The organism is Vibrio thalassae, assembly GCF_900089835.1.
GTDB lineage: Bacteria > Pseudomonadota > Gammaproteobacteria > Enterobacterales > Vibrionaceae > Vibrio > Vibrio thalassae.
Genome location: NZ_OANU01000053.1, coordinates 38,800 through 60,528, shown reverse-complemented (window position 1 = coordinate 60,528; position 21,729 = coordinate 38,800). Strand labels below are relative to the sequence as shown.

Sequence of the window (21,729 nt, the reverse complement as noted above, 5' to 3'; positions counted from 1 at the left end):
TGAACTTAGAATAACCCCATCTGAGGCGCACTTAGATCGTCGAAGCTCTGACCTATAAATGGCAAGATAGCTTCTGCAATGGGCCGAAGCTGCTTGTCAATGTAATGCTGATAATCAATGGGTGTGCGCTGATATTCAATTGGCTCAGGCCCATTCAAAGTAATGACATACTCGATTCTACCGCGGTTTTGGTATTGCAGTGGACGTCCTAGCTGTTGGTTAATGTCGTCAGCCATTCGAGCTGCGCGCACTTGCGGCGGAATATTTTTTTGATACTCATGAAGCTTTCGGCGTAGACGCTTTTTGTAAACTAATTGGTCATCAAATTCACCACGAGAGGTGCTTTCGACAAATGAGCGTACATAATCTGATGGGTCTTGGTTGTTAAATACCATCATATAGAGCTTTTGCTGGAATTGTTGCGCCAGCGCTGTCCAATCCGTTCGAGCGCTTTCTAATCCTTTGAAAATCAGCTTTTCGTTGCCACCATCGCTAATCAAGCCCGCATACCGTTTTTTGGAACCGATCTCAGACCCCCTTATCGTTGGCATTAAGAATTTCTGATAATGTGTTTCGTATTCGAGCTCCAACATGGACGTCAGGTTATACTCTTGTTTTAGATGGTCAGCCCACCATGCATTAAGGTAATCAATGAGTTGGTTGCCGATCGTATCGGCGCTTTGGGCATCAAATTTGCCATTTAATGAAACAAAGGTTGAGTCAGTGTCGCCATAGATAACTTGATACCCTTTTTCTTCAATCAATCGCTTCGATGTTTTCATTATCTCGTGACCACGCATCGTAATGGATGACGCCAAGCGAGTATCAAAAAATCGACAACCAGAAGAACCAAGTACGCCATAAAATGAGTTCATGATAATCTTGATCGCTTGAGAAAAAGCTTTTTCATTGTTAGCTTTTGCGACATCGCGCGCTTTCCACAACTCTTCGATCAAATTTGGAAGAAAATGCTGGGTACGATGGAATTGACCTCCTCGAAATCCTGCGACGGCCTGATCATCATTTTTCCCTATCTCTAACTTTAACCCTTCGATTAACCCCATAGGGTCGATTAAAAATGAGCGTATAATAGAGGGGTAAAGACTCTTAAAATCGAGGACAAGTACCGAGTCATATAAGCCCGGAATAGAATCCATCACATAACCGCCAGGGCTAGCAACCCAGTTTTCGGGATGTAAGTTGGGGGCGGCATAGTTAGAACGATGCAGTCGTGGCAGGTAGAGGTTGGTGAAAGCCGCGACTGAGCCCCCCACACGGTCTAACTCAACGCCAGTGAGTTTGGTGCGTTCTATGGCAAATTCAAGTAGGTGGGTGTGCTCGAAAATACGATTGACTAACAAACAATCTTGCAAATTGTACTTTGCTAATGAAGGCTTATCTTGGCGAAACATGGCGTTAATTTCCGCCATTCTGTCATGGACATTATGAATCGCTTTTCCTTCGCCTAATAGTTCCTGAGAGACCGACTCTAGCGACCAAGAGCGAAACCCGTACGTGGCCGTTTTGAGCGTATCAATACCGTCCAGCACCACACGTCCAGGAATGGTAATAAAGCTCTGCTGACTGGAAGGGAGCGTGCGAAAATAAATGTTCTGTTCGCCTCGTCCCAGATTTAATGCTAAGCAGTTTAACTCTGCACGTTTGTGGAGCAATTTAAAATCGAAATCGATGACACTCCATCCGACAATGACATCTGGGTCGTAAGCTTTAAACCAGTGGTTTAAAGCGACAAGGAGCGCTTTTTCATCCTCAACCCATTCCACTTTGGTCTCACATGCTTGAGGTTGCCCAACCATAATAACGCGGCTGTCTTTTGCACTATCGAGTCCAATTGAGTACAACTGACCTTTCTCAGAGCATTCAATATCTAAAGACACCACATTTAACTCGGGCGCATAGTCATAGGCTTTACATTTGGCATTAGTGATTCGGATGTACTGGTTAGAGGCATTGGCGTTAATCACTTCGCAATGGCCAGTTACGGCCAAACTGCCTTGAATAAAACGCTCCATTAAAAAGCGGTCAGCTAATTTTATGTCGGCTTCAAGCACGAGAATATCATTGCTTATCAATAATTCATGGAGTTTGCGTGCGCCTGAAATAGACAGACTATAGACAGCAACGAGCGTGTCACCCTCAAAGCTTTTCAGCGCAACGGGCTTAAGGTCTATAGGGAGTTTGGCATCAGAAGCCAACTCATCGACCAGTTCAGCTGTGTAACTTGGTACGAAAAACACTGGTCTTTGACCATCGACAACAATTTGGACTGGTCCACTAGCCGTCGAAATCCACAGTTCAATTTGTGGCCCTTGGCGTGTATCTCTTGATTGTCGGGTTAATAGAAACCCTTTATGGATGTCCAATTCGGTGTTTTCCTACGGCAATATATGTTTTGTACGAATTTTGAACGAAATATCACTGTCTGATAATCGCGAGTGAGGAAGTAGTGTAACAAAGGCGCGCGAACAGCGAAAATCTGCCAGCATGCGCTAAACTTTAATAGTGATCAGTATAAAATAGAATAGTGATTTATATCGAGTTTTTGTAATTTTATGGCATATGATGTGTATTGGGTTTCATAGGTAAGCATCGAGAAATAATCGTAGTAAAACGCGGGGTTACGTTTAGCCACTAGGATGAGTGACCAATTTCTAACCTAATGATTTTAAAGTTTTTATGATTGACGACGCTTCATCTTCATCGTAATGTGTTTGCCAAAGTTTGCGCTTGTGCACGATCTGCATGAGAGCAATTACGTTTCAAATGAGGTAAGATAGCGAGTCATGCTGCTATCCACTCACCTCAAGTGGTCGCAGAGCCAATAGACAAGTGTGGAGATACAAGTTTGATTAATGTTTTCCTTGTAGATGATCACGAACTGGTTCGCACAGGGATACGACGTATTATCGAAGACGTCCGTGGAATGAATGTAGCAGGAGAAGCTGACAGTGGTGAAGAAGCCGTGAAATGGTGTCGTAGCAACCATGTTGACGTCATTTTAATGGATATGAATATGCCTGGTATTGGCGGTTTAGAAGCAACCAAGAAGATTCTTCGCCACAACCCAGACATTAAGATCATCGTGTTAACTGTACATACGGAAAATCCTTTTCCGACAAAAGTGATGCAAGCTGGTGCCGCTGGGTATCTAACCAAAGGTGCAGCACCGGATGAAATGGTCAATGCTATTCGACTCGTCAATAGCGGTCAGAGATATATTTCTCCTGAAATTGCTCAGCAAATGGCTCTTAGCCAATTTTCATCAGCATCCGAGAACCCGTTTAAAGACCTTTCTGAACGTGAACTTCAAATTATGATGATGATCACTAAAGGCCAAAAGGTTACGGATATCTCAGAGCAGTTGAGTCTGAGTCCAAAAACGGTTAATAGCTATCGATACAGACTTTTCAGTAAGCTAGATATCAATGGTGATGTTGAACTGACTCATTTAGCTATTCGACATGGAATGTTAGATACTGAGACATTGTAGTGTCGGAACACATTTTTGATTCAACATCATTTCTAAAGACTGTAACTAACCAGCCCGGCGTCTACCGAATGTACGACGCCGAGTCGGTGGTTATTTACGTCGGTAAAGCCAAAGACCTCAAAAAACGCCTTACTAGTTACTTCCGAAAACGAGTTGACAGCGAAAAGACCCGCACGTTAGTGAGCAACATCGCGAAGATCGATGTCACTGTTACTCATACTGAAACCGAAGCACTGATCCTAGAGCACAACTATATTAAGCAATATCTGCCCAAATATAATGTGTTGCTCAGGGACGATAAGTCTTATCCGTACATCTTTTTGTCAGGACATAAGCACCCTAGATTGTCGATGCACCGCGGATCAAGGCGTAAGAAGGGTGAATATTTCGGCCCTTATCCCGACTCCGGTGCCGTTAGGCAAACGCTCCATCTTCTACAAAAAATCTTTCCTGTACGTCAATGTGAAGACTCGGTGTATGCCAACCGTAGTCGTCCTTGTCTGATGTATCAAATTGGACGCTGTGCCGGACCTTGTGTTAGTAGCATTATTTCTGATGAAGAATACGCCGAGCTAGTTGGCTTGTTGCGACTCTTCTTGCAAGGGAAAGATAAGAACGTGCTGCAAATGCTGGTAGAAAAAATGGATGAAGCCAGCCGAAACCTGAAGTTTGAAGACGCGGCCAAATATCGTGACCAAATTCAAGCTATCAGGCGAGTACAAGAACAACAGTTCGTTTCTGAAGACAGTGACGACGATATGGATGTGCTTGGTTTTGCGCAAGAAAAGGGCGTCGCCTGCGTTCATATATTGATGATCAGGCAAGGGAAAGTACTGGGTAGCCGCAGTCATTTCCCTAAAATCCCGAGCAATACTGACCGCAGAGAGGTGTTTTATAGCTTCTTAAGTCAATATTACTTGAATCACACAGAATCAAGAACCATACCCACTCGAATCATCCTCAACGATGACTTAGTCGAGGATGTGAGTACGTTGACTAAAGCACTGTCTGAGATTGTTGGTAGAAAAGTGATTTTTCATGTTAACCCAACAGGTTCACGTGGCAGATACCTTAAGTTATCAAATACCAATGCGCTTACGGCAATAACGACCAAAATTAACCATAAGATGACGATAAACCAACGCTTTAAGGCTCTTCAAGAAGAGTTAGAGTTGGACAATATAGCTCGAATGGAGTGTTTTGATATCAGTCATACCATGGGAGAGAGCACAATCGCATCTTGTGTGGTGTTCAACCAAGAAGGGCCGCTAAAACAAGAGTATCGTCGCTACAATATAACGGGTATCACTGGTGGCGATGATTATGCAGCTATGGGACAAGTGCTTGAACGTCGCTACTCTAAACAAATTGATGTGGATAAAATCCCTGACATAATCTTTATTGATGGGGGAAAAGGGCAGCTCAATCGCGCTGTTGAAATCGTTTCAAAGTATTGGGGAGAGTGGCCTAAGCATCCATTATTGATTGGTATTGCGAAAGGTGTGACGCGGAAACCCGGTTTGGAAACTTTGATCACTCCAGAAGGTCGAGAGTTCAACTTACCGAGTGATGCACCTGCGCTACATCTTATTCAGCATATTCGGGATGAGAGCCATGACCATGCGATAGCGGGTCATAGAGCAAAACGCGCCAAAACAAGAAGGACCAGCCCACTCGAAGGAATTGAAGGTGTGGGCCCTAAGCGTCGCCAAGCTCTTTTGAAATATATGGGTGGAATGCAAGAACTTAAGCGAGCCAGTGTAGAAGAAATCGCCAAAGTACCCGGAATTAGCAAATCTTTGGCAGAAAACATCTATCAAGCATTGAAACACTAGAGAAAATCCCGCAACATAAAGGCGCAGTAGAAAAGAGCCGATAATAATATGCGTTTAAACATACCTAACATTCTGTCTTTGTTGAGATTATTTCTCATCCCCGTGTTCATTGTAGTTTTCTATCTCCCATACAGCTGGGCGCCGTTTTCTGCCGCTATGGTGTTCTGGGTCGCCGGTTTTACCGATTGGTTGGATGGGATGTTAGCTCGCAAGCTAGGGCAAACTTCTCGATTCGGTGCGTTTATAGATCCAGTTGCCGACAAAGTGTTAGTAGCCTCGGCATTAATTCTTATTACTGAACACTATCACAGTATTTGGGTGACGATCCCTGCGGTCACTATGATTGCCCGTGAGATTATCATTTCAGCGCTGAGAGAATGGATGGCTGAAATAGGAAAACGTGCCAGTGTCGCTGTGTCGTGGGTAGGTAAAGTTAAGACCCTCACACAGATGTTTGCACTGTGGGTACTTATCTGGCGCTATGACGATTGGATGGTATGGCTAGGCTTCGGTGCTCTTTATGTTGCGACGGTATTAACCTACTGGTCAATGTTCCAATATCTGGCTGCTGCTAAAGATGATTTATTGAATGCAGATGATTAGTGATAAAGAATAAGTGAAGGCGAGCAATGAGCTCGCCTTTTTTATCACTATTGAATGCCTTAATACTCGACGACAGGCGCTTCGGTAAGTGAAATCAGAGTTCTTAGGTTTTGTAGATATAAATATAACAACAGAGCAAAACAAGTTTTCTAGTGCTAAATGTGCATGTTTTTGCTAGAAAATTGAGCAAATTAGCGCTTTTTGGATGTTTCTTAGACAAACGATTCAAAATATAAAAAAACGTGTTGACTCATTTTCCTGATTGCGTAAAATGCCTCCCGTACTCAAGAGGAACTGCTTAAAGCAAAGCGCTTAGGTTAGAGCTCAGAGTGACAAGAAGGCGCCTTGGCAGAGTGGCTATGCAGCGGATTGCAAATCCGTGGACCTCGGTTCGACTCCGGGAGGCGCCTCCATTCTCTCTTAGAGAATATGCGACACTAGCTCAGTTGGTAGAGCGCAACCTTGCCAAGGTTGAGGTCACGAGTTCGAACCTCGTGTGTCGCTCCAAATTTTAAAGATATGGCGAAAGCGGTATCCAGATGGTGTCTCCATCACAATGAATTTTGTGTGCCCTGGTGGTGGAATTGGTAGACACAAGGGATTTAAAATCCCTCGGCGTTCGCGCTGTGCCGGTTCAAGTCCGGCCCGGGGCACCATCTCAAATTAGTCTGAAAAGACAAATGCGACACTAGCTCAGTTGGTAGAGCGCAACCTTGCCAAGGTTGAGGTCACGAGTTCGAACCTCGTGTGTCGCTCCAAACAAGAAAGCCCAGCATAATTGCTGGGCTTTTTCGTTTTTCCTTTCTACTCTCTTTATCTTCTTGATTCTTTTTGTAATGATGTCCGTACTAAAGGCACTTCACTAGTGAAATGAGGCATCTATGTTTACGGGAATTATCCAATCTGTCGCGACAATCGATAAAATTACTGATCTTAACGGCATCCGGACCTTTGAAATCGATTTTGAATCTGGGTTTTGCGTCGATGTTGAAATTGGAGCCAGTATCGCGGTGGATGGCGTCTGTTTAACGGTTACTGAAATTCAAAGTGAGACGCGTCTCTCTTTTGACGTCATGCTGCAGAGCCTGAACATCACCACATTGAGTGCGTTTGAAGAAGGCCAGAGAATCAATGTCGAGCGTGCGGCAAAAGATGGGGCCGAGATTGGGGGTCATCCGCTTTCAGGACATGTGGACTTCAAAACGCCATTGGTTGCTATTCATCAACAAGAAGACAACTACCGTATACAATTTCAGTTGCCAAAAGCGTGGAAGCCATACGTGTTCCCTAAAGGCTACATCGCTATCAACGGGGCAAGTTTGACGGTATCAGAAGTCGACAAACAAGAAGGGTGGTTTGACGTGTGGCTGATTCCAGAAACTCGCCGTATGACGACCTTTGAAGGCAAGCTGGTGGGGGATGAGGTTAATATCGAGATTGAGCGTGGCACACAAGTTGTTGTTGATACCGTGCGCGATACAATAGCTGACACTTTAGGCCCACTGTTGCCGATGTTTGAAAAATTCTTGGAACAAAATGGTGTTGACGTAGATACTATTGGCCAAGCGACCACCAAACGCCTCAGTGATCAAAAAGATAAGTAGCAAAATAAAGTAATGCCGCCTCCGATGAGGCGGGTTTTTTATCTAACCAATTTCATATTTTTAGTCGTTATTTTTATAATTTAAACAAAATGTTACCAGAGAAAACGGTTGCGATGATAATGAGTTGTATGTTACTTTTCCGCGCAATCTCGGAATGAATCTGGGGGAGACGCGTTGTGACCATTCAAGCTGATTGTGACACAACGTAGGGTAGGTACTGGTTATGCCAATAATCAGTAGACGGGATACTGATGCCTAGAAGGGCATGTTAATGGGAAACCCAACATTGAAACATATTAACTTACACTCAAAAATCAGCTTTGTACTTCCAAACTGTGTATTGCGCATAAACCGTAGTATCACAGAGCCTTGATTTCAAAACACTAATACTTTTCTAAATGAAGTCGTTCATCTAGGTCTTTGTCACATCTGAAATACGGTGGGACTTGTTTTGCTATGCGCGTAGCAAGTGATTTCGCACGCCTAATCTAGGTTACAAAAAATGAGTACAGCATTCGAATTTGACTCTAAAGAATTCGCGTCTTCAATTTCGGTACACGTTCCACACGTTGAAGGCACTTATGACCTGACACCTGATCAGGTTTTACTTGATCAAGCGGAGCACGAATCAGAAGTTCGTTCCTATCCACGTCGTCTGCCTATCGCCATTAAGCGTGCGTTTGGCGCTTTGGTGGAAGACACTCGCGGCCAAATCTTTCTTGATTGTCTTGCAGGAGCAGGCACGCTTGCGATGGGTTACAACCATCCTGAAATCAATCAAGCTCTCAAACAGCAGCTTGATTCAGGTTTGCCTTACCAAACTCTTGATATTACGACAGAAGCGAAAGATCGTTTTATCAAACGAGTGAAAGCGTTCCTACCGCAAGAGTTCGCTGACCAATCGGTGATTCAGTTTTGTGGCCCTTCGGGTGCTGACGCTGTTGAAGCCGCTATCAAATTGGCGAAGCAAACCTCGGGTAGAAATACGATGTTTGCCTTTCGCGGTGCCTATCATGGTATGACAAATGGCACCATGGGCATGATGGGCAACCTTGGCACCAAAGCGCGTCGCACTGGGCTGATGTCCGATGTTCACTTTATGCCTTTTCCTTATAGTCTTCGTTGTCCGTTTGGTCTTGGTGGCGATGCAGGCGCGAAACAGAGCATTCGTTATATCGAACGACTATTGAATGATGATGAAGCCGGTATCATGAAACCAGCTGCCATTATTGTTGAGCCAGTTCAAGGAGAAGGGGGCGTTATTCCTGCTCCGGCGTTTTGGCTGAGAGAACTGCGCCGACTTTGTGATGAGCATGAGATCTTGCTCATTTTGGATGAAATCCAGTGCGGCGTAGGCAAAACAGGCTACCGTTTTGCGTTTGAAGAGGCGGGGATTAGCCCAGATATTCTCTGTTTGTCCAAAGCGATTGGTGGCGGCTTGCCGATGTCGCTATTGGTATTTAACAAAAAAGTGGATACGTGGAACGCAGGCGAACACACGGGCACATTCCGCGGTAATCAACTGGCCATGGTTTCGGGCGAGAAAGCGCTTGAGATCATCGAGCGTGACAACCTTGTTGAGCATGCCAGAGTTGCTGGACAGTATTTACGTCTTGGCCTCAACAAAATAAAGAAAAGAGTAAACTGTATAGCTGAGGTTCGCGGCAAAGGACTGATGCTGGGCGTCGAGATTGTCAAGCCAACGGGTGAACACAACAAGTTTGGTGAACCTATTGCCGATGGTCAGCTTACCCTAGACATACAGCGCGCCGCGCTAGAACGAGGTTTGATGGTTGAAAAAGGTGGGCGTGAGGGTGCCGTTATTCGCTTTCTTCCACCACTTATCATCAGTTTCGAACAGATCGATTTTGCATTACGCACTATTGAAGAGGCTATCGTGGTAGCTGGTGGCGGGCAAAAGTCACAGCAAGATGACAAAGCAAAGTCGTGGAAAAAGCACTTCATCCACACGGGTGTGCAAGGAGCGACCGAATTTTCTCAGGTCATGAATCACACCACACAAGCGATGAAAGAAGTGTTTGAGGGCGTCTCGAAACCGTATTCGGGATTCGACGCAAAACTGCTTGAATCGGCCATTAACAATGTCAATCTTGACGGCAGTCATCACGATCTACAACGTGTTGTTGATGAGACAGCACGTTTGGTCGCAGATCATTCAATATTTACGCAACACCCTAATTGTATTGCACATTTGCATACACCACCTTTAATGCCAGCTGTCGCTGCAGAGGCGATGATCGCGGCGTTGAATCAATCTATGGATTCTTGGGACCAAGCATCAGCTGCGACTTATGTTGAGCAGAAAGTATTGAATTGGCTTTGTGAGCGCTATGAGCTTGGTGCGTCAGCAGATGGTATTTTCACCAGTGGTGGCACACAGAGTAATTTAATGGGTCTTCTGTTGGCACGTGACCGAATTGCCGATGTGACGGATGGTCATTCTATCCAAAAGCAAGGTCTTCCGAGTTATGCCGATAGACTTCGTATTGTCTGTTCCGATAAGTCGCACTTTACGGTTCAAAAGTCAGCCTCGTTGTTAGGCTTGGGTGAAAAAGCCGTGCACTGCGTTGCAACCCACGACAACGGTACCATCAAAACGGATGCACTTATCACTGACTTACAAGCGATGAGAGCTGAAGGCTTGATACCTTTTGCTTTAGTCGGAACAGCAGGGACGACAGATCACGGGGCTATCGATGATCTAAACTCTCTCGCCACCATTGCTGCCGAAAACCAGCTTTGGTTCCACGTTGATGGTGCTTACGGTGGCGCCCTTATTCTAAGCAGTCACAAACACAAGCTTAATGGTATTGAAAAAGCGGACTCTGTCAGCGTCGATTTCCATAAATTGTTCTATCAAACCATCAGTTGTGGCTCGCTGCTGGTAAAAGATCGCAGCAACTTTAAGTACCTGCTTCATCATGCGGATTATCTCAATCGAGAACACGATGAACTGCCAAACTTGGTCGATAAATCCATTGCGACAACCAAACGTTTCGATGCTCTAAAAGTCTTCATGACGATGCAAAACGTTGGTCCACAGGCACTAGGTGATATGTATGACCATCTGATGGCACAAACGCAAGAGGTGGCAAAACTGGTTCAAGCGCATCAACGATTTGAGCTATTGGCACAGCCATCATTATCAACGGTCTTATTGCGCGTTATTAATCATGACGCCAACGATTTGAATGAACTGAATAAAGCGATTCGTTTACAAGCACTAACACGTGGCGTTGCGGTGTTAGGGGAAACAGTAGTGAACGGTCAGTCGGCACTGAAGTTCACGATTCTAAATCCATGCTTAACGCTCTCAGATTTTGAGAGCCTACTGAATAACATTGATCAGTTAGCACTTGAGCTAGCTAACTCGTACTAACCGATAAACAGAATAAGGAAAGAAAATGGCAGTTTTACAGATTGGCGCAGGTGGTGTTGGTTGGGTAGTCGCGCACAAGGCGGCTCAGAATAACGATGTATTAGGTGATATTACAATTGCGTCACGCACCGTCGCGAAGTGTGAAAAAATCATTGAATCCATTAAAGGTAAAAATAACTTAAAAGACGCGACTAAAAAGCTAGACGCTCGTGCCGTTGATGCTGACGATGTTGAAGCGCTGGTTGCCCTGATCAATGAAGTGAAGCCAGATCTAGTGATTAACGCGGGTCCTCCTTGGGTAAACATCACCATCATGGAAGCGTGTCTGCAAGCAAAAGTCTCTTATTTAGATACTTCTGTCGCTGTCGATCTATGCTCGGAAGGTCAGCAAGTTCCTCAAGCTTATGATTGGCAATGGGGTTTCCGTGACAAATTCAAACAGGCAGGCATCACGGGTATTTTAGGCGCAGGTTTTGATCCTGGTGTGGTAAGCGTATTTGCCGCCTATGCAGTGAAGCATTTATTCGATGAAATCGACACCATCGATGTTATGGATGTCAATGCTGGCGACCACGGTAAAAATTTTGCCACTAACTTTGATCCAGAAACCAACATGCTAGAAATTCAAGGTGACTCTTTCTATTGGGAAAACGGTGAATGGAAACAAGTTGAATGCCACACTCGTATGCTTGAGTTCGATTTCCCATTAGTCGGCAAACACAAAGTTTACTCAATGGCACATGATGAAGTTCGTTCTATGCAAGAGTTCATTCCTGCAAAGCGCATCGAGTTCTGGATGGGCTTTGGCGATAAATACTTGAACTATTTCAATTGCATGCGTGATATTGGTCTACTTAGCCCTGACCCTCTAACTCTACATGATGGCACTGTGGTTCAGCCACTACATGTGTTAAAAGCACTGCTTCCAGACCCAACGTCTTTGGCACCAGGTTACACAGGTAAAACTTGTATCGGGACTTGGGTTCAAGGTAAGAAAGACGGTAAACAACGGTCAGTATTTATCTACAATAATGCAGACCATGAAGTGGCGTACGAAGATGTAGAGCATCAAGCCATTTCTTATACAACTGGTGTCCCAGCCATCACGGCGGCACTGCAATACTTCCGTGGTCAATGGGCAGACGCTGGAGTGTTCAATATGGAGCAATTAGACCCTGATCCGTTCCTAGAAACCATGCTTGAAATCGGTTTAGATTGGCATGTTCAAGAACTGGAAGTCGGTGCTCCGGATATCAAGATTCTTAAATAAAGTGACAGACCCTAGGTAGCTATCTAGGGTCTTTAAACTTAGGTCTACAAAATGATTAAAAACGAACTCAAAACTCCATACTTCATGATTAATGAAGGCAAACTGATTGAGAACCTAGAGAAAGCAAAACACCTCAAAGAGGTCTCTGGCGTAAAGCTAGTGCTGGCGCTTAAGTGTTTCTCAACTTGGGGTGTGTTTGACATTATTAAACCATACTTAGATGGCTCAACCAGCAGTGGTCCATTTGAGGTAAAACTTGGTTACGAGACGTTTGGTGGTGAAACGCACGCATACAGTGTTGGTTACAGCGAAGACGACGTACGCGAAGTGGCTGATATTTGTGACAAGATGATCTTCAACTCGCAGTCTCAATTAGCCGCTTATCGTCATATCGTTGAAGGCAAAGTGTCCATTGGTTTACGTCTTAATCCGGGGGTGAGCTATGCGGGACAGGACTTGGCCAACCCTGCTAGACCGTACTCTCGCCTTGGAGTGCAAGCCGATCATATCGACCCAACGATCTTCGATTCTATCGATGGTGTTATGTTTCACATAAACTGTGAAAATAAAGATGTCGATGCATTTATCGGTTTACTTGATGCTATTTCACAGCAATTTGGTCCCCATCTAGATAAGCTCGATTGGGTTAGTATGGGGGGCGGTGTGTTCTTTACGTGGCCTGGTTATGATATCGATAAACTTGGTGCTGCATTGAGTGCGTTCTCGAAAAAGCATGGTGTGCAGCTCTACCTAGAGCCAGGTGAAGCGATCATAACTAAAACGACTGACCTTGTTGTTACCGTTGTGGACATTGTCGAAAATGAGAAAAAGACGGCGATTGTAAATTCTGCGACGGAAGCGCATCGTCTGGACACGCTCATATACGATGAACCCGCTTCGATTTTAGAAGCCAATTCAGAAGGTGATCATGAATACGTCATTGGCTCATGTTCATGTTTGGCTGGTGACCAATTCTGTGAGGCCAAGTTTGATGAGCCGTTAGAGGTGGGGCAACAACTGCATATTATGGATAGTGCTGGCTATACCATGGTGAAACTCAATTGGTTTAATGGTCTGAAGATGCCGTCAATCTATTGTGAGCGCTCAAGCGGTCAAATCGAAAAGCTTAACGAGTTTGGCTACGATGACTTTAAGAGCTCATTGTCACGCTGGTCTATTAGCTAGGCTATTCTGACCAAGTCAACACTTGCCTGTGACACAAAAACAACTTACCTTCTAGTAAAATAAAGCAGACTCAAAGGTCTGCTTTATTTTTCTCTTATTCCGGTATTATCAGAGTGTTACCCGCTATGAAAAACAGATTCGCCAAGCTCCTGTGGGCTTCATCAGTGCTGTTGTTATTATCAGGTTGTGTGAGTTACAGCATCACTGAACGAGAAATGACGAATTATCTCAATGACAACCTACAGCTCAACCAATCTGTCGGCGTTGAAAACGTCATGTATGCCAAACTTTCAGTCGATGATCTTCAAGTTAAAATAGGACGTTCTGACGCTGATCGTGTAGCGGTATTTGCCAATACTAAGGCTCAGCTACAGTTGTTGGATGAACAAGATATTAACCTTGATTTGGATATAGAATTCAGTGCTATACCTAAATATGAACAAGAAAATGGTGAGATTTTTCTACAATCGATCCGTTTAGAAAAAATTGACCAAGAAGGGCAACTGCTAACACCAGAAATCAAAAAGCTAATTAAGCCAGCAGTAAGTATGATTGGTGCTGCTATGTCTACCTATCCGGTTTACAAACTCGATAGCAATACGGTCAAAGAGGCACTGTTGAAATCCTCTAATCCTGAAGTTGTAGTTAAGAACAACCAGCTAGTAATAGAGTTTTTCGAATAGCATTTAATATGCTTATCAAATATGGCTGCGCTTTAACTCAGTTTAGGCGCAGTACTGTCTCTCACTTCGAGATGGTAGGGAATAAAGCTTACGTGATTGGTCAAATCCAGTTCAGGCTTTTCAATTAGCATATGCAGTAAATGTGCACCGGTTTTACCGGATTTCTCAAAGCCATAAACCAGCGAGGTAATCTTAGAAGGTAATTGAAAGCATTGCAGTTGTTCGCGGGTCTATATGACCAGCGTTCTTGATTGGAGGATAAGTAAATGCAGCTACGATTAACTCTTTTGGTCTTCATATTATTGTCGTTTCCGATATCACTATTGGCTAAGGTGCTCAATGGATTCAACATCGACAATGCTTCTGTGCCTTTGCATCTCATTCAAAGGGGCGGGCCACCTAAAGATGGTATTCCAGCGCTCAATCAGCCTGAGTTTATTAAAGGCAAGGATGCAAAATTTATGCGTGCACAGGATATCGTGTTGGGGCTGCAGGTTAGTGATGTGGTTAAGGCGTACCCGATTCGAATTCTCAACTGGCATGAAATCGTTAATGACCAATTCGGTGGAACACGTTACGTCATCAGTTATTGTCCACTATGCGGCAGTGGAATGGCATTTCTTAGCCAGCCAACAGGGGAGCTCGAAGCTCTGGACTTTGGGGTTTCTGGTTTGTTGTATAACTCAGACGTACTTATGTACGACCGAAAAACCGAATCGTTATGGTCTCAAATTCATGGTGAGGCTATAGCTGGAGCATCAGTTGGTAGTAAACTCAAACAAGTGCCGCTTACACTTAGTCGTTGGTCTAATTGGCTAGCTCGTCACCCTGATTCACTCGTTCTCTCCACCAACACTGGTTATCAACGCGATTACCAGAGAGATCCTTATGCAGGTTATGGTAAAAATGCTGCCATTTACTTTCCTGTAGCAAATCAAGCACCCAATGAGTATCACCCGAAAGAGATGGTATTAGGGTTTAAAGTGGAGCAGTCGACTATCGCGTTTCCATTTAGTGAGCTGTCCCAGCTAACAGGACTGAAGCACGGCTTTGAATTGGCGGGGAGCCGTTATTTTGTACACTGGGATAGCGACAACCAGTCAGCTTGGATAACTAATGATAAGGGTAAAACCCAATCGTCAACGTTACTATTTTGGTTCGCATGGTACGCTTTTTATCCAGATACCAAGGTCTACAAATTGAAAGAAAGCGATAGTCAGGTGGATCCAAAATAAAGGGTCCCGCCATGTTAAAGATAGTCTAATACGAATACTTTCTCTGATGATACAAGGTTATACAACATAACGCTGCTTCTCTCACCGGATGGATGAATGGGCGTGCTTCTATGAGAACAGGAGCGGTGACGGATGATTTGGTTTTCATTTCATCAATTGGCAGGCTTGAGGCCATTGGGCGATACCCTGTTAGGGTCTCAAATGGTAGACTTAAGGCCACTTCGTTTAATATTGAGAAAGGTAGTGAAATGAATCCAATTATTGCAATGCTAAAAGAGAATAACATCAGTGATCAGCAGATTAGCGAAATCTTTGAAGTGCTGACACAGAACCCTTTGGCAGCAATGGCAACGATCAGTCAACTTGGTCTGCCACAAGAGAAGCTTCAAGCACTAATGGGTCAAGTCATGCAAAATCCGGCGTTGATTAAAGAAGCGGTCGAAGAGCTAGGGCTTGATTTTGCAAAAGTTGAGGCGGCAAAGGAGCAACTGAGTAAATAGTCGCTGACGATGGTAATCTTGCGGCTTGCCATGCAGGAATGTTAGGCAAGCCGCAGCTGATTTTATTCATCACGTCTTCTAACTAAAGTTCAACGCCCGCTTCGTCCTCCACTATGATATCTTGCTCGTGACTCGCTTGTATTAACCACGCTTTAATAGCGCTACTGTTAAGGACTCGCTGCTGATACTGCTGCGCTAGCTCGGACAGTTGAATCCCATAAGTTTGAAAACGAAGGGCCACGGGAGCAAACATGGCGTCAGCGATAGACCAGTCGCCAAACAACCATTGCCCATCATTCTCTAACATCTGCTCTGACCATAATATGTCAATTCTCTCGATATCTTTTAATGCTTCAGGAGAAAGGGTTACGTGGCGCGTGGCGCGACAATTCATTGGAAGCTCATTTCGTAGTGCTAAGAACCCAGAATGCATCTCACAGGATACTGCTCTCGCTTTCGCTTTCTCTGTGCTGTCTTGGGGCCAGCAGTGGTTATTCAGATATTGCTCATTGATATACTCCAGTATCGCCAGAGACTCCCAAACGGTAGTCTCGTCATCCACGAGTGTAGGAACTTTGGCTGTTGGTGTCAGCGCGTTAAGTGTATGATAAAACTCGGGTGAAAACAGCTTGAGTTTTTCTACTTCAACTTCTAGCTGGTACTGCTCAAAGATAAGCCACGCGCGCAATGACCAACTCGAATAATTTTGATTTCCAATATACAGCTTCATATTTGCCTCCCTAGTGATTTGATTTTCATACTAATCAATGGTGAGATGGGCGACCAACGCAAAATTTGAATGTATGTCATTAATAAAAATGATGGATGGAGGCGATATGGATATCGAGGCGTTGAGAAGTCTTCTTGCCTTTTCTGAGACCGGTAGTTTTACTCGGGCAGCCAAACAGATTAATCGGACTCAGTCTGCGTTTAGTGCGCAGATGAAAAAACTGGAATCTGAAACTGGTACGGTATTATTCGAACGGAACGGCCGCAATAGAGTGCTAAGTGAAGCTGGACTTACACTAAAAGCTCACGCCGAACAGATACTTTCTTTACACGATGCTGCACTGCATCAGGTTAAGCGTTATCAAAACAAGACCGCGTTGAGGCTAGGTTGTCCCGAAGACTATAATGATACCATCCTTCCCGACGTGGTGGCTGCAATTAATCAGGCAGAACCCACGTGCTCGATTCAGATATTCAGTCAACCTAGTGTTGTACTTCGAACTTGGCTCGATGAAGGAAAGTTAGATGCCGCAATTGTGACTCGAGCAGCAGATAGTGAGGAAGGCTACTGGTTAGAATCCGACAAAGGGGTTTGGATAGCAGCACATGATTTCGATACAGAGAGGCTTCCATTACCATTAGTATTGTTTCAGACAGACTGTAAGTATCATGCAGCAGCGCTGGATAGTTTAGCCAAACAGGGTGTTTCTCATCGTTTGGTTGCTTGCTGTAACACGGCTTCTGCGCAGCGTGCTCTGGTGGCGAGCGGAGTTGGGATAGGGGCGATGGGGCGTTTAAGCACGAACGAACAGGTGAAAATACTAAATGGAATGCCTTCATTACCGAGTGTCGATATCGTACTTCTGACAGCAGCGACGCCTCATCCATCACTGCGTAATTTGTTTATTAATTAGTCATTACTAGCACGTTACTAATGTGTCTAAATGAGTTTGATAGTCATTTATAAAATCAAATAACTATCAATACAAAAAGTTATTGTTCCTTTAAATAACAAATTATTAATTTCTATAAATGCCAGAATAAAAAACATTCCACTAAACGCTAAAGACATGCCAAAAAACTAACTATTAAGTATTAGAGTTGATTTTTATCAACTGTTTTACCTGATTTCGTTAGTAACATTCGCTCGATGATGCATAACTATAATCGAGCATGTCTTTATGAATAATAAACTGAAGCAATTATTGACGCCGTCGCTGACGCGTCGAGGGTTCATAAAATCCTCTTCAGCCATCGGTGGTCTTGCTGCTGCAACCAGCGCCATTTCCCTCCCTTTTAAATCTGCCCAAGCGGAAACCAAACCACAAGCCAACGACGAAAAAGTGGTGTGGAGCGCATGTACTGTAAACTGTGGCAGTCGATGCCCACTGCGCATGCATGTCGTTGACGGTGAAATTAAGTGGGTAGATGCCGACAATACGGGTAAAGATGATTACGCGAACAAAGACGTTCAGGTACGAGCATGCTTACGTGGTCGTTCTATGCGTCGTCGTGTGTACAACCCAGACCGTCTGAAATACCCAATGAAGCGTGTCGGTAAACGTGGCGAGGGGAAATTCAAGCGTATTTCTTGGGATGAAGCTTACACGGAGATCGTAAACAGCTTAGACCACATTAAGAAGCAGTACGGTAATGAAGCTATCTATCTCAACTACGGGACGGGCACATTAGGCGGCACTGTCACTAAGTCATGGCCTCCTGGTAGCACGTTAATCGCGCGTCTGATGAACCTCACGGGTGGTTATTTAAATCACTATGGCGACTATTCAACAGCGCAAATTGCCAAAGGTTTGAGTTATACCTACGGTGGTTGGGCGAATGGTAACTCTTTCTCGGATACCGAAAACAGTAAGCTCATAGTTCAGTTTGGTAATAACCCTGCTGAAACGCGCATGTCTGGCGGCGGTTTGATTCATCACTTGATTGAAAGTAAAGAGAAATCCAACGCACGGATGATCATGATTGACCCGCGCTACAATGACACGGCAGCGGGTCGCGAAGATCAGTGGATTCCAATCAAACCGGGCACTGATGCAGCGCTTATTGCCGCAATGGCTCACGTCATGATCAAAGAAGATTTGGTAGACCAAGAGTTCTTAGACACTTACTGTATTGGTTACGATGAGAAAACACTGCCAGCGTCTGCGCCAGCCAACAGCGATTACAAATCTTATATCCTAGGTTTAGGGGAAGATGGTATTGAGAAGACGCCTGAGTGGGCGGCACCAATTACGGGTATTCCTGCAGATATTATTATCAAGACAGCGCGTGAAATCGGTTCAACTAAACCTTGTGCTATCTATCAAGGTTGGGGTCTTCAGCGTACACAAAATGGTGAAATCGCGTCACGTGCGATTGCTATGCTAGCGCTATTAACCGGTAACCTAGGTATTCATGGTGGTGGCTCTGGTGCTCGTGAATCGGACTATAACATTCCGTTTGTGCGCTTCCCAACACTAGAAAACCCAGTGAAAACAGCGATCTCTATGTTCTTATGGACTGATGCGATTGTTCGTGGCCCTGAGATGACGGCGACGCGTGATGGGGTACGTGGTAAAGACAAACTTGATGTGCCGATTAAATTTATCTGGAACTATGCTGGTAACTGTGTGATTAACCAGCACTCAGACATCAACCGCACCCACGATATCCTACAAGATGACAAAGCATGTGAAATGATCGTCGTGATCGATAACCACATGACGTCTTCTGCAAAATACGCCGACATCATTCTGCCTGACCTAACGACGTCAGAGCAGGCGGATTTCTGTATGGATGGTAAAGCGGCGAACATGCCTTACTTTATTTTTGCCGATAAAGCGATTGAGCCTCAATTTGAAGCACGCAGCATCTATCAAATCTGTTCTGATTTGGCGGAGCGTATGGGGGTAGGTCCAGCGTTTACCGAAGGTCGCGACCAAGAAGGTTGGTTACGTCATTTGTATGCTGAGACATTGAAGCTAGACCCGACAATGCCAGACTTTGAGACAGTGCGTCAGCAAGGCATCGTAAAACGTAGCGATCCAAACGGTCACTATGTGGCGTACCAAGCATTCCGTGCCGATCCGGTGAATAACCCACTTAACACACCGTCTGGCAAAGTGGAGATCTACTCTGAAGAGCTTGCTCGCATTGCCGCGGAATGGGAGTTGCCAGAAGGTGACGTCATTCACCCATTACCGATTTACGTCAGTACTTCAGAAGGCTGGGATTCACCGCTACGCGATAAGTATCCGTTGCAGCTAACGGGTTTCCACTTTAAAGCTCGTTGTCACTCAACATACGGTAACGTCGATGTATTGAAGCAGGCTGCACAACAAGAAATGTGGATCAACCCTGTAGATGCTGAGCGTCGTGGTATTAAAAATGGTGACCGAATCAAGATCTTCAATGACCGTGGTGAAGTTCGAATTAACGCCAAAGTTACGCCAAGAATGATGCCGGGAGTGGTGGCTCTCGGAGAGGGTGCATGGTATGCACCAGACGGCAACAAGGTTGACCATAACGGTTCAATTAACGTTCTAACGTCTCAACACCCAAGCCCTCTGGCGAAAGGTAACCCTCAACACACTAACTTAGTAGAAGTTCAACTGGCAAATAAGGCGTAAGGACTAACTCATGAAACAATACGGTTTTTATATCGATTCGAGTAAGTGTACTGGCTGTAAGACCTGTCAGTTATCTTGCAAAGACTTTAAGGATCTTGGCGTTGATCGTAGCTTTCGTCGAGTCTACGAATACGCTGGTGGTAACTGGGTAGAAGAGAACGGTACTTACCGTCAAGACGTGTTTGCTTATTACACTTCTATTGCGTGTAACCACTGTGATGAACCAGCTTGTGCAAAAGTGTGCCCATCAGGTGCGATGCACAAACGTGAAGATGGTTTTGTCGTTGTGGATGAGAAGGTGTGTATTGGCTGTAAACACTGTGCTAATGCTTGCCCATACGGTGCTCCTCAGTACAGCAAAGAAAAAGGTCACATGACGAAATGTGATGGTTGCTTTGAACGCGTAGCAGAAGGTTTTGAGCCAATTTGTGTCGGCTCTTGTCCACTTCGTGCGCTGGAGTTCGGTCCGATTGCCGAGCTACGCGCTAAATATGGCACCAACGCCGATGTTGCGCCATTACCGTCATCAACATTAACGAAACCAAATATCGTGATCAAACCAAACCGTCATGCGCGTCCAACGAATGACACCACTGGTCACCTAGCAAACCCTAAGGAGGTTTAACATGGGATGGCATGAATGGCCTCTGATTTTCTTCACTGTATTTGCACAAACAGCCGTTGGTGCGTTTATCGTGATGGGCGTAATCACACTGTTAGGCAAAGCGGATGCACATGTTAAGACAGCGATGACTCGCAATATGTTCTTTATTTGGGTGTTTATGGGACTCGGCTTTATGGCGTCGACCATGCACCTAGGTAGTCCACTGCGCGCGATTAACGCGTTAAACCAAATCGGCACATCGTGGTTATCACGTGAGATTCTGTTTGGCTCGATGTTCTTTGGTTTAGGGGGGCTATATTGGCTGCTCTCTGTGATCAATAAAGGCAGCGAGGTAATTCGCAAAGGATTGATGGTTGCAGCGATGGTTATTGGTGTGATTTTTATGGTCGCTATGACGAACGTTTACATCATCGATACCGTTCCAACTTGGGATACGCCATTTACCAGTCAATCATTTACGCTTACAGCTATCCTTTGCGGCGTGATGCTGTCACTTATCCTGATGCGTGGTGCTAAATTAGAATGTCCGCGTTTAGGTAAAGTGACGGCAATCGTTGCTGGCGTGACTGCTGTTGCCATGGTGATGGTCACGATGTCCATGGTGGCTGACTTACCAAACATTCACTCGGCGATTGTTGCAGCGAATGAACTAGTACCAAATATGGCTGAGATTCAAAACTTGCGTTTTGTTCTAGTGTTTGTTGGTGTTGCTGCGTGGATCTGGGCGATGCGCTCTGAATCTCGCTCAATGCCAATTGCGGTGATTGGTTTTGCTATGGTGTTAGTTGCCGAACTGATTGGACGCAGTGTGTTCTTTGGTCTGCATATGACAGCAGGCATGTAGAAAAGACAAGAGCAGGCTAACATAGCCTGCTCTTGTTCTAAGGTTCAATTTAGTCACTTTTCAAATTTGGTAAATT

Annotated in this window: 16 protein-coding genes and 4 tRNA genes; 18 read left to right on the top strand and 2 right to left on the bottom strand. The window is 44.8% G+C overall.

Annotation, left to right across the window (positions count from 1 at the left end; genetic code table 11):
- Positions 1-5: 5 nt before the first annotated feature.
- Positions 6-2,384 (bottom strand): DNA polymerase II, encoded by a 2,379-nt coding sequence (locus VTH8203_RS14690; RefSeq protein WP_096994342.1) that lies wholly within the window; start codon positions 2,382-2,384, stop codon positions 6-8.
- 482 nt (positions 2,385-2,866) lie between these two features.
- On the opposite strand from VTH8203_RS14690, the gene uvrY reads away from it, so the two are divergent.
- The 14 genes from uvrY (at position 2,867) to VTH8203_RS14620 (ending at position 15,826) form a co-directional block, all read left to right on the top strand.
- On the top strand, positions 2,867-3,511 hold the full coding sequence (uvrY, locus tag VTH8203_RS14685) for a UvrY/SirA/GacA family response regulator transcription factor (protein WP_006075673.1): 645 nt from the start codon (positions 2,867-2,869) through the stop codon (positions 3,509-3,511).
- Complete coding sequence (uvrC, locus tag VTH8203_RS14680; RefSeq protein ID WP_096994341.1) at positions 3,511-5,346, top strand: excinuclease ABC subunit UvrC; 1,836 nt, start codon at positions 3,511-3,513, stop codon at positions 5,344-5,346. Before uvrY ends, uvrC begins: the two co-directional genes overlap by 1 nt.
- 48 nt (positions 5,347-5,394) lie before the next feature.
- Entirely contained in the window at positions 5,395-5,949 is a 555-nt protein-coding gene (pgsA, locus tag VTH8203_RS14675) for a CDP-diacylglycerol--glycerol-3-phosphate 3-phosphatidyltransferase (protein WP_096994340.1), read from the top strand.
- Positions 5,950-6,288: 339 nt separating this feature from the next.
- Positions 6,289-6,362 (top strand) — tRNA-Cys (locus tag VTH8203_RS14670).
- Between the two features lie 18 nt (positions 6,363-6,380).
- Positions 6,381-6,456 (top strand) — tRNA-Gly (locus tag VTH8203_RS14665).
- Between the two features lie 62 nt (positions 6,457-6,518).
- A tRNA-Leu gene (locus tag VTH8203_RS14660) sits at positions 6,519-6,605 on the top strand.
- A gap of 26 nt (positions 6,606-6,631) precedes the next feature.
- Positions 6,632-6,707: transfer RNA gene (locus VTH8203_RS14655), tRNA-Gly, on the top strand.
- A 123-nt stretch (positions 6,708-6,830) separates the two neighbouring features.
- Positions 6,831-7,553, top strand: coding sequence for a riboflavin synthase subunit alpha (locus VTH8203_RS14650; protein WP_096994339.1), 723 nt, complete (start codon positions 6,831-6,833; stop codon positions 7,551-7,553).
- A gap of 502 nt (positions 7,554-8,055) precedes the next feature.
- The gene (locus VTH8203_RS14645) at positions 8,056-10,953 is read left to right on the top strand and encodes a pyridoxal phosphate-dependent class III aminotransferase (protein WP_096994338.1); all 2,898 of its coding nucleotides are present in this window, start codon (positions 8,056-8,058) and stop codon (positions 10,951-10,953) included.
- A gap of 25 nt (positions 10,954-10,978) precedes the next feature.
- Positions 10,979-12,223 carry a carboxynorspermidine synthase gene (locus VTH8203_RS14640; protein ID WP_096994337.1) on the top strand — a complete coding sequence of 415 codons (1,245 nt, stop codon included), beginning with the start codon at positions 10,979-10,981 and terminating at the stop codon, positions 12,221-12,223.
- A 51-nt stretch (positions 12,224-12,274) separates the two neighbouring features.
- The gene (nspC, locus tag VTH8203_RS14635) at positions 12,275-13,408 is read left to right on the top strand and encodes a carboxynorspermidine decarboxylase (RefSeq protein ID WP_096994336.1); all 1,134 of its coding nucleotides are present in this window, start codon (positions 12,275-12,277) and stop codon (positions 13,406-13,408) included.
- 125 nt (positions 13,409-13,533) lie between these two features.
- On the top strand, positions 13,534-14,091 hold the full coding sequence (locus VTH8203_RS14630; protein WP_096994335.1) for a YceB family lipoprotein: 558 nt from the start codon (positions 13,534-13,536) through the stop codon (positions 14,089-14,091).
- Between the two features lie 266 nt (positions 14,092-14,357).
- On the top strand, positions 14,358-15,326 hold the full coding sequence (locus VTH8203_RS14625) for a DUF3179 domain-containing protein (RefSeq protein ID WP_096994334.1): 969 nt from the start codon (positions 14,358-14,360) through the stop codon (positions 15,324-15,326).
- Between the two features lie 248 nt (positions 15,327-15,574).
- Positions 15,575-15,826 carry a DUF2999 family protein gene (locus VTH8203_RS14620; RefSeq protein ID WP_096994397.1) on the top strand — a complete coding sequence of 84 codons (252 nt, stop codon included), beginning with the start codon at positions 15,575-15,577 and terminating at the stop codon, positions 15,824-15,826.
- An 82-nt stretch (positions 15,827-15,908) separates the two neighbouring features.
- On the opposite strand, the gene VTH8203_RS14615 is transcribed toward VTH8203_RS14620, so the two are convergent.
- On the bottom strand, positions 15,909-16,556 hold the full coding sequence (locus VTH8203_RS14615; protein ID WP_096994333.1) for a glutathione S-transferase family protein: 648 nt from the start codon (positions 16,554-16,556) through the stop codon (positions 15,909-15,911).
- A 106-nt stretch (positions 16,557-16,662) separates the two neighbouring features.
- Here VTH8203_RS14615 and VTH8203_RS14610 point away from each other — a divergent pair, with 106 nt between their 5' ends.
- The 4 genes from VTH8203_RS14610 to VTH8203_RS14595 all read left to right on the top strand — a co-directional run bounded on the left by VTH8203_RS14610 (position 16,663) and on the right by VTH8203_RS14595 (position 21,653).
- Positions 16,663-17,469, top strand: coding sequence for a LysR substrate-binding domain-containing protein (locus tag VTH8203_RS14610; RefSeq protein ID WP_096994332.1), 807 nt, complete (start codon positions 16,663-16,665; stop codon positions 17,467-17,469).
- Between the two features lie 267 nt (positions 17,470-17,736).
- Positions 17,737-20,184 (top strand): DmsA/YnfE/YnfF family dimethyl sulfoxide reductase, encoded by a 2,448-nt coding sequence (locus tag VTH8203_RS14605; RefSeq protein WP_096994331.1) that lies wholly within the window; start codon positions 17,737-17,739, stop codon positions 20,182-20,184.
- A gap of 10 nt (positions 20,185-20,194) precedes the next feature.
- Entirely contained in the window at positions 20,195-20,809 is a 615-nt protein-coding gene (locus tag VTH8203_RS14600; protein WP_096994330.1) for a DMSO/selenate family reductase complex B subunit, read from the top strand.
- A 1-nt stretch (position 20,810) separates the two neighbouring features.
- The gene (locus VTH8203_RS14595) at positions 20,811-21,653 is read left to right on the top strand and encodes a DmsC/YnfH family molybdoenzyme membrane anchor subunit (protein WP_096994329.1); all 843 of its coding nucleotides are present in this window, start codon (positions 20,811-20,813) and stop codon (positions 21,651-21,653) included.
- Positions 21,654-21,729 lie beyond the last annotated feature (76 nt).